This is a genomic window from Acinetobacter sp. S54 (genome assembly GCF_016624945.1).
Taxonomy (GTDB): domain Bacteria; phylum Pseudomonadota; class Gammaproteobacteria; order Pseudomonadales; family Moraxellaceae; genus Acinetobacter.
In genome coordinates this window covers 1-16,007 of record NZ_JACVUI010000007.1, presented here as the reverse complement: position 1 = coordinate 16,007, position 16,007 = coordinate 1, and the positions used below count along the sequence as shown (strand labels likewise).

The 16,007-nt window shown below is 40.9% G+C and carries 14 protein-coding genes; 7 read left to right on the top strand and 7 right to left on the bottom strand.

What is annotated here, in order from left to right:
* Both xdhB and xdhC read left to right on the top strand, forming a co-directional pair.
* Positions 1-2,376: a xanthine dehydrogenase molybdopterin binding subunit gene (gene xdhB, locus IAE20_RS11220; protein WP_200482061.1), complete on the top strand. Its 2,376-nt coding sequence runs from the start codon at positions 1-3 to the stop codon at positions 2,374-2,376.
* Between the two features lie 15 nt (positions 2,377-2,391).
* Complete coding sequence (xdhC, locus tag IAE20_RS11215) at positions 2,392-3,378, top strand: xanthine dehydrogenase accessory protein XdhC (protein WP_200482060.1); 987 nt, start codon at positions 2,392-2,394, stop codon at positions 3,376-3,378.
* Between the two features lie 10 nt (positions 3,379-3,388).
* Here xdhC and IAE20_RS11210 read toward each other — a convergent pair whose 3' ends face one another.
* The 6 genes from IAE20_RS11210 to IAE20_RS11185 form a co-directional block, all read right to left on the bottom strand.
* Complete coding sequence (locus IAE20_RS11210; protein ID WP_200482059.1) at positions 3,389-4,093, bottom strand: Smr/MutS family protein; 705 nt, start codon at positions 4,091-4,093, stop codon at positions 3,389-3,391.
* 132 nt (positions 4,094-4,225) lie between these two features.
* A complete protein-coding gene (locus tag IAE20_RS11205; RefSeq protein ID WP_200482058.1) occupies positions 4,226-4,735 on the bottom strand; it encodes a GNAT family N-acetyltransferase in 510 nt (169 codons plus the stop codon).
* 100 nt (positions 4,736-4,835) lie between these two features.
* Entirely contained in the window at positions 4,836-5,642 is an 807-nt protein-coding gene (trpC, locus tag IAE20_RS11200) for an indole-3-glycerol phosphate synthase TrpC (RefSeq protein WP_200482057.1), read from the bottom strand.
* 10 nt (positions 5,643-5,652) lie between these two features.
* Positions 5,653-6,702, bottom strand: a complete 1,050-nt coding sequence (gene trpD / locus IAE20_RS11195; protein WP_200460836.1) for an anthranilate phosphoribosyltransferase — start codon at positions 6,700-6,702, stop codon at positions 5,653-5,655.
* Positions 6,703-7,287 (bottom strand): anthranilate synthase component II, encoded by a 585-nt coding sequence (locus IAE20_RS11190; protein WP_200482056.1) that lies wholly within the window; start codon positions 7,285-7,287, stop codon positions 6,703-6,705. It abuts the gene before it with no gap.
* Between the two features lie 245 nt (positions 7,288-7,532).
* A complete protein-coding gene (locus tag IAE20_RS11185) occupies positions 7,533-7,733 on the bottom strand; it encodes a hypothetical protein (protein WP_200460834.1) in 201 nt (66 codons plus the stop codon).
* A gap of 433 nt (positions 7,734-8,166) precedes the next feature.
* On the opposite strand from IAE20_RS11185, the gene IAE20_RS11180 reads away from it, so the two are divergent.
* From IAE20_RS11180 to acnD, 4 genes are all read left to right on the top strand, one after another.
* A complete protein-coding gene (locus tag IAE20_RS11180) occupies positions 8,167-8,835 on the top strand; it encodes a GntR family transcriptional regulator (protein ID WP_200460833.1) in 669 nt (222 codons plus the stop codon).
* Between the two features lie 45 nt (positions 8,836-8,880).
* Positions 8,881-9,765, top strand: coding sequence for a methylisocitrate lyase (gene prpB / locus IAE20_RS11175; RefSeq protein WP_200482055.1), 885 nt, complete (start codon positions 8,881-8,883; stop codon positions 9,763-9,765).
* A 200-nt stretch (positions 9,766-9,965) separates the two neighbouring features.
* Positions 9,966-11,123 (top strand): 2-methylcitrate synthase, encoded by a 1,158-nt coding sequence (gene prpC / locus IAE20_RS11170; protein WP_200482054.1) that lies wholly within the window; start codon positions 9,966-9,968, stop codon positions 11,121-11,123.
* A 1-nt stretch (position 11,124) separates the two neighbouring features.
* Positions 11,125-13,746 (top strand): Fe/S-dependent 2-methylisocitrate dehydratase AcnD, encoded by a 2,622-nt coding sequence (acnD, locus tag IAE20_RS11165; protein ID WP_200482053.1) that lies wholly within the window; start codon positions 11,125-11,127, stop codon positions 13,744-13,746.
* Positions 13,747-14,089: 343 nt separating this feature from the next.
* Here acnD and IAE20_RS11160 read toward each other — a convergent pair whose 3' ends face one another.
* Positions 14,090-14,803 carry a hypothetical protein gene (locus IAE20_RS11160; RefSeq protein ID WP_200482052.1) on the bottom strand — a complete coding sequence of 238 codons (714 nt, stop codon included), beginning with the start codon at positions 14,801-14,803 and terminating at the stop codon, positions 14,090-14,092.
* A 608-nt stretch (positions 14,804-15,411) separates the two neighbouring features.
* Here IAE20_RS11160 and IAE20_RS11155 point away from each other — a divergent pair.
* A complete protein-coding gene (locus tag IAE20_RS11155) occupies positions 15,412-15,555 on the top strand; it encodes a zinc ribbon-containing protein (protein ID WP_004929145.1) in 144 nt (47 codons plus the stop codon).
* Positions 15,556-16,007 lie beyond the last annotated feature (452 nt).

Below are 16,007 nucleotides of genomic sequence, written 5' to 3'. Positions count from 1 at the left end.
ATGAATCAGTCCATCGAACTTAAGGGATTAAAACCCTCCGCCAAAGCTGGCCACTCGATTCCACACGAAAGTGCACATTTACATGTTACAGGGCAGGCAACTTATATCGATGATCTCCCAGAGCTTGAGAATACATTGCATCTGGCTGTGGGGTTTTCACAATGCGCTAAAGGCAAAATCAGTAAGTTTGATCTGGAGGCTGTGCGTCGAGCAGAGGGCGTATTTGCTGTCTATACCGCCGATGATGTCACGATTGAAAATAACTGGGGACCGATTGTTAAGGATGATCCGATTTTTGCCAAAGATCAGGTTGAGTTTTATGGGCAGGCTTTATTTGTAGTCGCTGCAACAAGTTATCAGCAGGCGCGCCGAGCGGTACGTTTAGCCCAAATTGAATATGAACCAGAAACGCCTATCTTGAGTATTAAAGACGCGATTGAACAACAATCATGGGTGTTGCCACCTGTAGAGTTTAGTCATGGAGATGTGGAGCAAGCATTTCAAAGTGCTGTGCATCAACTTTCGGGTTCAATTGAACTAGGCGGACAAGAGCATTTTTATCTGGAAGGTCAGATTTCTTATGCTGTTCCACAAGAAGATCAGACTTTAAAAGTTTATTGTTCGACTCAACATCCAACTGAAATGCAATTGCTGATTTGTCATGCTCTGGGCTTTCACATGCATCAGGTGAGTGTGGAAGCGCGCCGTATGGGGGGCGGTTTTGGAGGTAAGGAGTCGCAATCTGCACAGTGGGCTTGTATCGCTTCACTGGCTGCGCAGAAATCGAGTCGCCCATGCAAATTACGTTTAGATCGTGATGATGACATGAGCTCGACGGGAAAACGACATGGTTTTGCCTACGAGTGGTCTGTCGCATTTGATGATCAAGGAGTTTTACAAGGCTTAAAAGTTCAGCTAGCTTCCAACTGCGGTTTTTCAGCTGATTTGTCAGGTCCAGTGAATGAACGCGCCATTTGTCATATTGGAAATGCCTATTATCTAAATGCTGTGCAATTACGCAACTTACGTTGCAAAACCAATACTGTATCGAATACTGCTTATCGAGGTTTTGGTGGGCCGCAGGGGATGTTTGTCATTGAAAATATTATCGATGATATTGCCCGTTATTTAAAATGTGATCCAGTTTTAGTGCGTCAGCGTAACTTTTTTGCTGAAAAATCCGGCAATGGCCGCGATCATATGCATTATGGTGCGGAAGTTCGGGACAATGTTGCGCCAAAAATTGTCGAGGAATTATTAAAAAGCAGCCAGTATTTTAAACGTAAGCAAGCGATTGAGCAGTTTAATCAAGATCACGATACGATTAAGCGGGGCATTGCTTTAACCCCTTTGATGTTTGGAATTTCTTTTAATGCTGTGCATTACAACCAAGCTGGTGCACTGGTCTATGTATATATGGATGGGACCGTTGCTATTACGCATGGTGGTACAGAAATGGGGCAGGGCCTTTATACGAAAGTGCGTCAGGTCGCCGCACATGAACTTGGTTTAAGCATTGAAAGTGTTCGTTTGATTGCGACAGACACTTCTCGGGTTCCTAATACTTCTGCAACTGCGGCTTCAAGTGGTGCGGATTTAAATGGTAAAGCTGTACAAAATGCATGTAGTAAGATCCGCGAGCGTTTAGCCAAATTGGCTGCTGAAATCAGTCAAAGTGATATCGAAAGCATTCACTTTGAAAATAACAGAGTGAGTACGGAAAACGGGCAATCATGGACATTTCCAGATTTAGTCAATCGTGCTTATATGGCGCGCGTTCAACTTTGGGACAGTGGATTTTATAAAACCCCAGAAATTCATTATGATCAGGTGAATCATTTGGGTCGTCCATTTTTCTACTATGCTTATGGTGCAGCAGTAAGTGAGGTCGCAATTGATACCTTGACGGGTGAAATGAAAGTATTGCGTGCTGATATTTTGCATGATGTTGGACGTTCGATTAATCCGGCAATTGATATTGGTCAGATTGAAGGCGGCTTTATTCAGGGCATGGGCTGGTTGACCACCGAAGAATTGTATTGGCAACCACAAGGCAGACATGCGGGACGATTATTTACTCATGCACCATCGACCTATAAAATCCCCACCAGTGTTGATATTCCCCATGTATTCAACGTCAAACTTTTTGATAATGAAAATCCAGCAGATACCATTTATCGCTCTAAAGCTGTCGGTGAGCCACCTTTTATGTTGGGGCTTTCGGTTTTTTCTGCTATTCGACAAGCTCTACAAGCTGCGATCCCTGTCGATGCAACCCTTGAGCTAAATGCACCTGCTACAGCAGAAGAAATTTTACGCGCAATCTCGATAGGTCGTGGTCGTGCCTTAGCCGATCATCCGCAGCCTAAATTGTGATAGTGACTTAGCGTTATGCAACAATATTTACAATGGTGGCGAGATTTTGTTGACTGGCAGCAACAAAGACGTCCTGTGGTACTGGTTACAGTGGTTCGTGCTGATGGTTCTACCCCACGTGAAGTAGGAGCGACCATGGTGTTAGGTTTAGATCAGCAGCAACAAATACAACAGTCCGATACGATTGGTGGTGGGCATTTAGAATTTCAGGCGATTGATATTGCCAAAGATATGTTGTTGGGTCATGAAGTTCGTCAGCGATTTACTGAACGGTTTAATTTAAGTGCTCGTTTGGGACAATGCTGTGGTGGCGTGATGTGGCTACTTTTTGAAAGAATCGGAGCTAGATTAAATTGTTATGATCTCATCGTCTCTCAAAAAGCATGGCAAAATGGGCAAAATATTGTTCGACATGTATCGGATCAGCAGGCATCGGTTTGGTATAGTGCTGATCATCCCATGCAGGCATTACAAGCGGATTGGCAACGAAATGATGAGCACTGGCAATGGCGACAAATTATTCAGCCCTATGCTATGAAAGTCATGATTTTAGGTGCAGGACATGTGGGAGAGGCGATCGTACGCTGTTTATTACCTCTTGATGTACAGGTTACTTGGGTTGATAATCGCGATCATATTTTCCCGCTGGATTTGCAAGATCAGATCCGTTGTATTAGTACTGATTTACCTGCACTTGAAATTACTCATTTTGACCGAGATGGTGCAATTCTGATTCTAACGCACGACCACCAGCTGGATTTGCAATTATGTTTTGAAGCTCTGAAACCCACTCAGCAATCGTTTGCTTACGTGGGAATGATTGGTTCGAAAAGTAAACGTGCGATTTTTGAAAAGCGGATGCAGGCCAGAGGATACAGTTCAACGCAGCTTGAACAATTGGTTTGTCCAATTGGAATTGATGGAATTACCTCTAAAAAGCCTGCAATGATTGCGATTGCTGTAGTCGCTGAGTTATTGCAAGTATTTGATATAACGAAATGATTTAACCAAATCATTTCGTTTGTTCATATTTTGGATTCTTTTCCGATCGTTTGAGTAAAACCAGAACAGCTCCTGTTCCACCTTGATTTTCAGGGGCACTGACAAAAGCCAACACATCGCGATGCTGACGTAACCAGCCATTTACATAGGTTTTCAAAATGGCTTCTGGGCCTTTGCCATGCACAATTTTAATCACATTTTGATTTTCAGATTTTGCCATCTGAATAATTTGTAGAACGGCCGAACGTGCCTGTTCAACAGTACAACCATGTAAATCTACTGCTTCAAACCAGCGTAATTTTCCTGCTTTTAAATCTTCAAAAACTTTGTGCTGTAAGGTAGCAATGCGATAGCTTAGGCTGGCCTGACTGGCAACTGGGTTGAGTACCGCTTGAGTATCAGAAAGTTCCGCATTTTCTGTTTCAAAACTACCTTCTGCCGCTGCACGTTTTGCCAATGTTTGTGCATCGATTTTTTTAGTGCGATTGGGTTGAACATGAGCAATGTTGCCACGATCAATGGGCTTTACGCCGTGCAAGGCTTTGTTAAACAGCTGGCTGTCATCTTCTGGCTCTGTTTCGGGGCCGTTATAAATAGGCTGTTTATTTGAAGTTTGTTTGTTGACAGACTTTTCCTGTCCCGTAGAAATTTGTTTTTTAAACTGCTTTAACAAATCCTGTTGGGCTTTGGAGAGGGAGGTATCGTGTTTGCTCATAATTGCGAAAAAATAGCATAAGAGAATAAATATTTGGTTATCGATTATAGTCTGAAATATAGAAAAATTTGAACTAAATTGGATTCAGTCCAAGTTATATTACAAGTTCATGATTTAAAACTGAGAATAAAGTTATTCTGTTGCATTAAATGCTGAATGATACGTCACGATTGCTTGAGGAATATTTTTATTAAAACTGATTGCCTGAAAATATTGTGCGGGTACATCCTTTAGAATGAGTTCAGCATAAGATTTAAAACCAAAGCGATGATAGTAATTTGGATCACCTAATAAAACACAGCCTTTTGCTTTTAGATCTTTAAGCATTTCCAAAGCTGAAAGTATCAGTTGTGAACCAATACCTTGTTTCTGCATTTTGGGTAAAATAGAAACTGGACCAAATCCATACCAACCTAATTCATGCGTTGAAAGTTGTACAGGAGAAATAGCGATATGTCCCACAAGGATATGATCGATTTCAGCAACAAGAGAAAGCGTTAATACGTCATTCTGACGTAGTGAATTGACAATAAATTGTTCTGTATGACTTGAGTATTCAGAATTTAAAAAGGCTAATCGAATAACTTCTGAAATTTCAGCAATATCTTTTGCCTGTTCAGAGCGAATGATGATTTTATTCAAAAACGAATCTCAACTTTTATTTAATTTTATATTGTTGATAAACAGTTAAAGATGATTGACCCTCCTTAACTGTTTTATAGAACCTATTTATTACAAATGATTAAACGTGTTCAGGCACTCCAAACAGCTCTGTAAATGCCAAATCTGGTCGTGGTTGTTTCATAAAACTTTCACCCACCAAAAATGCATGAATATCATGTTGTTGCATCATATTGACATCCGCAGGTATCGCAATCCCACTTTCAGTGACCAATAGACGGGATGGGTCGAGCAATTTCTTTAAACGCAAACTGGTATTTAAATCAACATCAAATGTTTTAAGATTACGATTGTTCACGCCCAGCAAGCACTGTTCAGAAAGCTTGAGTGCACGTTCTAGCTCTTCTTCATCGTGAACTTCAACCAAGACATCTAAATGATAGTCAAAAGCTGTTTTAGACATTTCTTCGAGCTGTTGATCTGATAAACAAGCCACAATCAAAAGAATACAATCCGCCTGTAAGGCACGCGCTTCAATGACATTGTAAGGATCAACCAAAAAGTCTTTACGCAATGCAGGCAAAAGACAATGCTGGCGAGCGATTGCAATATTTTCATCGGCGCCCTGAAAAAAATCAACATCAGTTAATACAGATAAACATGCAGCACCTGCCTGTTCATATTGTGCTGCAATCTCAGCGGGATTAAAGTCAGCACGAATTATGCCTTTAGAGGGTGACGCTTTTTTGATCTCAGCAATTACCCCTGGTTGTTTACTACGCAAGGACTGGGCAAAACCACGAACAGGCGTTGCTTGTTTTGCCCATTCTTCTACATCTTTGAGGCTACGTTGTTTTAAACGATTTGCCAATTCTTGGTGTTTACGATCAACGATTTTACCCAAAATGGTATTTTGAATCTGAATCATCTGGATAACCTCACTGGTTTGCGTATTGTTTTAATGCCTTGGTGAATTCGGACAGGATACTCATTTTTTCCAGTGCCTGTCCGCCATAAATAATGTCATGAGCCAAAGCTACGCCTTGTTTATAGCTAGTCGTGAGCCCGGATACATAAATACCTGCACCAGCATTTAGGGCAATCATATTTGCAGCTTTTTCACCAATTTCAGATTTCTTACGACCTAAAGCATCTTTAATCAATTTGAGGCTGGCACCAGAATCTTCCACAATTAAACCGGTTAAAGTTTGGGATGGAATATCCACATCCTCAGGATTTAAGACCCACTCAATGATTTCACCATTTTTAAGTTCGGCAATATAGGTTTGTGATGCGAGGCTAATTTCATCCAATCCATCTTTGGAATGAACAACCATGACATGCTCTGCGCCAAGTTGTTTCATTACTTCGGCAATAGGGCGGCATAATTCATCTGAAAATACTCCAATCACAAAACGTTTTACTCCTGCGGGATTCGTAAGCGGGCCGAGTAAATTAAAAATACTGCGAATGCCCAGTTCACGGCGAGGGCCTACGGCATATTTCATGGCTTTGTGATGATTAGGTGCAAAGAGGAAACCGACTCCCATTTCACGGATACAGCGTTCGGTTTGCTGCATATTCAGATCAAGATTAATGCCTGCTTGCTCTAACAAGTCAGAGGAACCTGATTTACTTGAAACACCACGGTTGCCGTGTTTGGCAATGGTTGCCCCCGCAGCTGCAATCACAAAGCTAGATGCAGTTGATACATTAAACAGGTTTTGACCATCGCCACCCGTACCAACGATATCAACTAAATAGTGAATATCGCTCACATCAATTTTAATCGCAAACTCGCGCATGACACGCGCTGCTGCGGTAATTTCATCAATACTTTCACCTTTCATCCGAAGCCCCATCATAAGCGCGCCAATTTGCGCTTCAGTCGCTTCACCCTGCATGATGCTACGCATCACATCTTCCATTTGTGGCTGGGTCAGATGAATATTTTTGGTGATGTGGTTTAAAGCTTGTTGAATATCCATTTATGCATAAATCTCTAAAAAATTCTTGAAGATTTGGTGTCCATGCTGGCTAAGAATAGATTCAGGATGAAACTGCACACCTTCAATAGGTAATGTCTTATGTTTAACACCCATAATTTCTTCCATAGAACCATCGGCTTGATTGGTCCAACAGGTCACTTCCAGACACTCAGGTAAGGTTTCCTGTTCGATCACTAAAGAGTGATAACGTGTCGCTGAAAAGGGTGATGGCAAATTACTAAAGATACCTTTATCAATATGATGCATATCTGATAAACGACCATGCATCACTGTTTTGGCACGAATAATATTGCCACCCAAGGCCTGTCCAATCGCTTGATGTCCTAAACAGACACCAAGTAATGGAATTTTCCCCGCGAAATGATGAATGGCAGGAACCGAAATACCTGCTTCAGTCGGGGAGCAAGGGCCAGGACCCACCACCAAATACTTTGGTTGCCATCGTTCAATGTCCTCTAATGTGACTTGGTCATTGCGAACTACTTTAACGTCTTGGTTTAACTCGCCAAAATATTGGACGATGTTATACGTAAAGGAGTCGTAATTGTCGATCATCAGAAGCATGTCTATTGCAACCTTTTGAGAATTAATTAGATATTAAATTATTGGCTTTAGTGTTACTCGATTTGTAACTCGTTCTGAATTTTCACTCAAAAAATAAAGCTGTTATTTAAGCGGGTTATATTATCACTATTTTTGGTTTGCTTTACTATGTCTTAAAGCGTAATGACTAGCTTAATCTGTCTTAATTTTTATAGATAAAAAAATAAAGCCCAACATTACGTTGAGCTATATCAAACAGAATGAATTTATTCTTCGACTTCTATAGGGTCTCCATCCTCTGGGCGAATATGACGTTCGCCATCATCGGCTGGATCAACACTTGAACCATCTTTGGTGATGCTATTATAAAGCTCATCTTCTTTTTTATCATCGATAAACTCTTCATCTTCAAAATCTAAAGGTTCGTTATCATCGTCGAAATTCAGCGGTTGTTCTTCATCTATCATGACGATTTATCACTTATCTGATTTATGAAATACCATGGTCAATGATTTAAAAACATGATTCAACAGTTGCCCCTTGGTGTTTATGTAACGGAAGGTATAACCGTCATTGATATCGATTTTTAATATCGGTTTCCTCACAGCTTTTGAGGGGCGATTTTCTTATTTTTTGTCGTTTAATCTTGAATTTATATTGATCTACAACCTTTGATTCGCATTGTTCTATCATTTGCATCAGAGCTGTAGCAGAACCTCATTGCTTTGAAAAACGTAAGATATTGAAATTTAATGTTTTTTTGTTTGAAGATGCTTTTGGTGAAATTTAATGGTTATTATACGAAAGCATAATTGTTGACAATATTGTTGATTTTAACAAATTAAACCTTTATTTTTGGGGTATTGAATATGAATTGTTGACAATGTTGTGGCTGATGAAATGAATCAATCCGTTAAAGAGTTAAATTCGATAACACTGACTGATCAAATTTTTAAGAAAATCCAGACCGCGATTGTCAGTGGAGATATTGCTCCAGGTAGTAAAATTTCTGAACCTGAACTGGCTCGTGTTTATGGCATTAGCCGTGGGCCGTTACGTGAGGCGATTCATCGTCTGGAAGGGCAGAAACTGGTGGAGCGAACTGCCCATGTCGGTGCGCGCGTGGTGTCTTTATCACACCAACAGCTTTTTGAGTTATATCAAATTCGTGAAAGCCTAGAAGGCTTAGCCTGTCGTTTAGCAGCGCAAAGTATCGATAAACAACAAATCCTAAATTTACGTGAAGTACTACATTTACATGCACAGGATTCCAATTTTAAGGAAGGGAAAGGCTATTACCTGCAAGAAGGTCAGGATGATTTTCATTATTGCATCATCAAAAATTGTGGCAATAAAACTCTGGAAAAAATGCTTTGTGATGAGTTATATCATCTGATTCGTATGTATCGGGTGCAATATTCAAAAACACCAAATCGTCCACACAAAGCCCTTTCTGAACATATTCGTATTTTAGATGCTATTGCAGATGGCGATGCAGAGCTGGCCGAGCTTCTTATGCGCCGCCACATTGCTTCATCTTATCGCAATATTCAGCAACATCTTATTTAACCCATTTTTTATAGATCAGTTTTAAAGACAAGGAGCAAAAAATTCATGTCAATATCATCCGCAGGTCAAAAATTTAGAGAAGCAATTGCCGCTGAGCATCCGTTACAAGTGGTTGGTGCGATTAATGCGAACCATGCGTTACTAGCAAAACGTGCAGGCTATAAAGCGATTTATTTATCGGGTGGTGGTGTTGCTGCAGGTTCTTTGGGGTTGCCAGATTTGGGGATTAGTAACCTTGATGATGTCTTGACCGATGTGCGCCGCATTACCGATGTTTGTGATTTACCATTATTGGTCGATGTCGACACAGGTTTTGGTGCTTCTGCTTTTAATATCGCGCGCACGACGAAGTCAATGATTAAGTTTGGCGCAGCCGCTATGCATATTGAAGATCAAGTGGGTGCAAAACGTTGCGGTCACCGTCCAAATAAAGCGATTGTGACACAACAGGAAATGGTCGATCGTATTAAGGCAGCAGTAGATGCGCGTACTGACGAAAATTTCGTGATCTTGGCACGTACCGATGCTTTGGCCGTTGAAGGTTTACAGGCGGCAATTGATCGTGCAGGTGCCTATATTGAAGCAGGTGCAGATATGTTGTTCCCAGAAGCGATCACTGAACTTGCCATGTATAAACAGTTTGCAAATGCAACCAAAGTACCTATTTTAGCCAATATCACTGAATTTGGTTCTACGCCATTGTTTACCACAGAAGAACTGGCTTCTGCCGATGTCAGCATTGCGCTCTATCCACTTTCAGCATTTCGTGCCATGAATAAAGCAGCAGAAAATGTCTATGAGACGTTGCGTAAAGAAGGCACACAAAAGAATGTGATTGATACCATGCAAACCCGCCAAGAATTATATGAACGCATTAATTACCATGCATTTGAACAATATCTTGATGCATCGTTTGAAAAAGCAAAATAAAAAATCCCTTAATTCATAAGAATTTAGGTTGAAATATGCTATGCAGTTAACAATGGTTGTGCCTACTTTTCCCGAAATGAGAAACAACGTTTTGTAAGGTAGGGCGAACCGAAGGTTTATCCTGAAACAGGATGGGAACTCGGCACGACTCCGTTGAGTTGCTCAAAAATAAAGTTAAATAGATAGAAAAGGACAATCTTATGAGCAGTAATGAAACGACCACAGGCTTCAAACCAAAAAAATCAGTTGCACTCAGTGGACAAGTCGCAGGCAACACCGCACTATGTACCGTAGGACGCAGTGGTAACGACTTACATTATCGTGGTTATGACATTCTTGACCTTGCGGTCGGCAGCCAATTTGAAGAAGTTGCGCACTTACTTGTTCATGGCAAATTACCTAACAAGGCAGAACTCAAAGCTTATAAAGCAAAATTAAAAGCACTTCGCGGCTTACCAGCGGCATTGAAAACAGCACTTGAGCAACTCCCACCATCTGCGCACCCAATGGATGTGATGCGTACAGGTGTATCCGTCCTTGGTTGCTTAACCCCAGAACATGAAGATCACAATGAAGCGGGCGCAAAAGATATTGCTGATAAATTGATGGCAAGCTTAGGCTCAATGTTGTTGTACTGGTATCACTTCAGTAACAACGGTCGTCGTATTGAAGTTGAAACCAATGATGATTCCATTGCTGCGCATTTTTTGCATCTACTGCATGGCGAAGCGCCATCTGAGGAATGGATTCAAGCAATGCACACGTCTCTGATTCTGTATGCAGAACATGAGTTTAATGCATCAACCTTTACTTCACGTGTGGTGGCAGGGACAGGTTCAGACATGTACTCGGCAATCACAGGCGGTATCGGTGCGTTACGTGGCCCTAAACACGGGGGTGCCAATGAAGTTGCGTTCGTGATTCAACAACGTTATGACAATGCAGATGAAGCTGAAGCAGATATCCGTAGCCGTGTTGAGAAAAAAGAAGTGGTGATTGGTTTTGGTCATCCAGTCTATACCGTTTCTGATCCACGTAACGAAGTGATCAAAAAAGTGGCACGTGAACTTGCTGAAGCACAAGAAAACACCAAGATGTATTTGATCGCGGAACGTTTGGAAGCCGTGATGAAAGAAGTGAAAAACATGTTCCCGAATCTCGACTGGTTCAGTGCGGTGAGCTATCACTTGATGGGTGTTCCAACTGCGATGTTCACCCCATTATTCGTGATTGCACGTACTGCGGGTTGGTCTGCGCACGTGATTGAACAACGTCAAGACGGCAAGATTATTCGCCCAAGCGCTAACTATACTGGTCCTGAAAACTTAGAGTTCAAACCATTGGCGGAGCGTGGCTAATATGAGCAATACTCAATATCGTAAACCACTGCCAAATACCCAGCTTGAATACTATGACGTGCGTCAAGCCGTTGAGGATATTCAGCCAGGCGCATATGAAACTTTGCCGTATACCTCTAAAGTACTGGCAGAACAATTGGTTCGTCGAGCTGAACCAGAGCATTTAACAAATTATCTCAAGCAATTGATTGAGCGCCGTCAGGACTTGGATTTCCCTTGGTATCCAGCACGCGTAGTCTGTCACGACATTTTAGGACAAACTGCACTGGTTGATCTTGCAGGTTTGCGTGATGCGATTGCCGATAAAGGCGGTGATCCATCCAAAGTCAATCCTGTAGTTCCAACTCAGTTGATCGTGGATCACTCTTTGGCAGTTGAATTCGGTGGCTTTGACCCAGACGCGTTTGAGAAAAACCGTGCAATCGAAGATCGTCGTAACGAAGACCGTTTCCACTTTATTGAGTGGACTAAAACAGCCTTTAAAAATGTCGACGTGATCCCTGCGGGCAACGGCATCATGCATCAGATCAACTTGGAGAAAATGTCTCCAGTGATTCAAAATCGTGATGGTTTGGCTTTCCCTGATACCTGTGTTGGTACAGATTCACATACCCCACATACCGATGCGCTTGGCGTCATTTCAGTCGGTGTGGGTGGTTTGGAAGCTGAGAACGTAATGCTCGGCCGCGCGTCTTGGATGCGTCTACCAGACATTATCGGGGTTGAGTTTGTTGGTCAACGACAAGCAGGCATTACGGCAACGGATATCGTATTGGCATTGACCGAGTTTTTACGTAAAGAGCGTGTCGTCGGTGCATATTTAGAGTTCTTCGGTGAAGGCGCTGACAGCATGTCTGTGGGCGACCGTGCAACCATCTCGAATATGACGCCTGAATATGGCGCAACTGCGGCCATGTTTTACATCGACCAGAACACGATTGATTATTTACGTTTAACGGGTCGCGAAGATACGCAAGTGGCTTTGGTTGAGCAGTATGCCAAAGAAATTGGTCTTTGGGCATCAGATATGACCAAAGCTGCATATCCACGTGTGCTTCGTTTTGACCTTTCAACAGTGACTCGTAACATTGCAGGCCCATCAAACCCGCACGCACGTGTGTCTACTGCTGATTTAAAAGAAAAAGGCATTGCAGGGAATTTGGAGCTTGCTAAGGCACAAGAAGCAGAAGGTTTAATTCCTGATGGCGCAGTGATTATCGCTGCAATCACCTCATGTACCAATACTTCTAACCCACGTAACACGGTTGCCGCAGGTCTATTGGCACGTAAAGCCAATGAACTGGGTTTGGTCCGTAAACCTTGGGTGAAATCTTCATTTGCACCGGGTTCTAAGGCAGCTGCGCTGTATCTTGAAGAAGCAGGCGTGTTGGGTGATCTTGAGAAACTTGGTTTTGGTATCGTCGCCTACGCATGTACCACCTGTAATGGGATGTCAGGCGCGCTTGACCCAGTGATTCAACAAGAAATCATTGATCGTGACTTATACGCGACTGCGGTACTTTCGGGTAACCGTAACTTTGATGGTCGTATCCATCCCTATGCAAAACAAGCGTTTTTGGCATCTCCACCACTCGTTGTGGCGTATGCGATTGCAGGAACCATTCGTTTTGATATCGAAACAGATTCGCTCGGAAATGACAAAGACGGTAATCCAATTTATCTGAAAGATATCTGGCCTTCGGATGCTGAAATTGATGCGCTTGTGAAAGAAGCAGTGAAGCCTGAGCAGTTCCGTAAAATCTACATTCCGATGTTTGATTTGGGTGTCAATGAAGAAGCGGCAAGCCCATTGTATGATTGGCGTCCAATGAGTACCTATATTCGCCGTCCACCGTATTGGGAAGGGGCGTTGGCTGCACCACGTACTTTAGCCAATATGCGTCCGCTTGCGATCTTGGGTGACAACATTACCACCGATCACTTGTCTCCATCGAATGCGATTGTGTTAGACAGTGCTTCTGGTGAATATTTGGCGAAAATGGGTGTGCCTGAGGAAGACTTTAACTCCTATGCAACCCATCGTGGTGATCACTTAACCACGCAACGTGCGACCTTTGCGAATCCGAAACTGTTTAATGAAATGGTGGTTCGTTCAGACGGCACCATTAAGCAAGGTTCAAAAGCGCGCGTCGAGCCAGAAGGCGAAGTGATGCGCATGTGGGAAGCGATTGAAACCTACATGAACCGTAAGCAACCGTTGATCATTGTGGCGGGTGCGGATTATGGTCAAGGTTCAAGTCGTGACTGGGCTGCGAAAGGTGTACGTCTTGCAGGGGTTGAAGCGATTGTTGCCGAAGGTTTTGAGCGTATTCACCGTACCAATTTGGTCGGTATGGGTGTTTTACCGCTTGAGTTTAAAGCTGGTGTAAACCGTAAGACCTTAAAGCTGGATGGTACTGAGCTGTATAGCGTGATTGGTAATATTGCACCGCGTTCGACGTTAACTTTAGTGATTGAGCGTGCCACAGCAGATGGTAAGGAAGAGATTGTTGAAGTGCCTGTGACTTGCCGTTTAGATACAGAAGAAGAAGTGTCTGTTTATGAAGCGGGTGGAGTATTACAGCGTTTTGCTCAAGACTTTTTAGAAGGCCAAGTGGCTTAGTTAAAAAATAGAGCCAATAGCTCACCTGTGAACTATTGGCTAATTTTTACATTCGAACTAAAAAGCAAAAACATTCAGCTGTTTTAGGATATACATCCTTACCTGAACGCCAATGTTTGAAGCTCTTACAAAATACCCACCGATAACCTGGCGGAGCTGTAAAAGGTGGCTTCATATAGCACTTCCTCTATTGAGAGCTCCTTGACATCAGCCTATCTATATTTCACAATGAATTGCTAGTCTTCAAATGTGATAAAAGTTCGGTCTGACCTTTCGTTGGATAGCTCTAATATCCTTGAAAGATTAATAAGTGTTTATATTTGGCGATATAAACACTTTTTTATTACTCTTGGCCTTTTGAGCTTATAAGCTTTTTTGCTTTTCGAAGAGAAATTTCAACATAGGCAAGATCATCTTCATCCTTTACGGTTATCTCAACATTTGTATTCGGTCCTTTTATCCAAAAAGTAAAATATGAAACATCTTCATCTATAGATGATTTGGTCGGTGTCGGTTCAAAGCTTATATTTTTATCTAGTTCAAGAGGGTCTTTTTCTTCAATAACATTTGTATGGATTTCTTTTTCTTGCTTAATGCAAAGGTATCCATCATCGGAAAGAATTCCACAAGTTTTTGCTCCATCAACAAAATACTTTGCAACTCTAGAGCTATAATTTTCAGGGACATTAAATTCTTTTATAAGTAACTTTTCAAAATGACTTAAAGGTAAAGACTTGTTATTGAATCTTTTTGAAATTTCTTCAAATAAAGGAGGGTTTAGAAAAATTCTTTGTAATTCATATGTCTCGTCTTCTGGAGTGTAGGCCAGTTTATATTCTTTAAAATAATCACTAATTTCTATTTGACCTTTACTATTACTAATTAAGCCAAAGCAAACACTTGCTGCGATTAGTGCTGAAAAAGCGCCACTCAATTTTTTATCTAATTTTTCTGCGACCATTTCGATAGAAGAACTTCCGCTTAAATCGTAAACGGCATTAGCTAATTCTAAACAATTGTTTAGCGATGCTCTTGGAAAGTAAGCTGTTTTTGACATTTTGGCTCTCTGCATCTTTGTTTTGAGTAATTATGCTATTATTCTTTACTTAATCAGTCAACAGTAATGAGTATATTATTTAGCATTTATTTTTATTTTAAATAAAAACATATATTTGCGTAATTTTTTAAAACTCTTTTTGATGCCTAATTGATTGCGCTATTAATTTTTTATTAAGGGTATTTGAATTTTAGGTATGAGGTGAAAATATATAAAACTGAGTTTTATACTTATTTGGCTGGAATAATCAAGTAGTAATCTAAAGTTGTGCATCAGCATTTTTGAAAAAGTATCTCTCTAATTTAAGTATTTTTAGCTCTGTGATCATCGATGTTGAAAAACTAGCGTAAACAAGAAGTTGTACTGTTGAGCAATATATTTACGTTGAGGGTTCTACTCGTTTAAGTAAGTCAAAATGTATTCGATCATTACCTACGAATTTATAAGGTTTTATCATCTTAAAGAAAAATGATTCGGACTGGTCATTGGATAGTAGAATCATCAATCTTAACCTTTCCGCCATCACCACTTGTCGGAAAGGTCAATAAATAATCAAAACTATCACGCTATAGTATATATACCATTTCTAAAATCTATGGAGAACAAAGATGGTAACTGCTGGCGAAAAACCTGGAACAGGCTTCTATTTTTGTGTTCAATGCGGACATCGCGTTTACTTAGAAATTGGTACTGATCGTTTACCTCCGTGTACCAAATGCCTTGGCAAGCAATTTAACAGTAAGCTTGCTTAAGCTGCACACATCAAACAGTTATCCGCTGTTATGAATGAAAGCCCTATCAATCGATAGGGCTTTTTAATATCCAAAAATAAACTCTGAAAGAGTAGAGCAGTAGAAAAATAAACATGCTCAATAAATGAATTATCTAGTCATATATGAATCAAATTTTTCTTATCTCAACTAAACCCCTATTGCATTTTCAGCTTTACAATAGAGTTCTCTTTTGTCTAACGCAATATTCCTTTTATGATAGGAAGGTATGAGATTATCTTCATGAAAGATCATCGCTGATTCCTCCGAAACTTATTTAAAGTAATTTTATTTTTTGTTTTTAATGTAATGAATAATAATAGATTTTATGAAATATACTGCATCATCAGTTTGCCTTTCTGGCAATATGAAAGGACTAAACCAAAAATAAATTAACATACCTAAAAAGCATGAAAACATACTTTTAGAGGTGT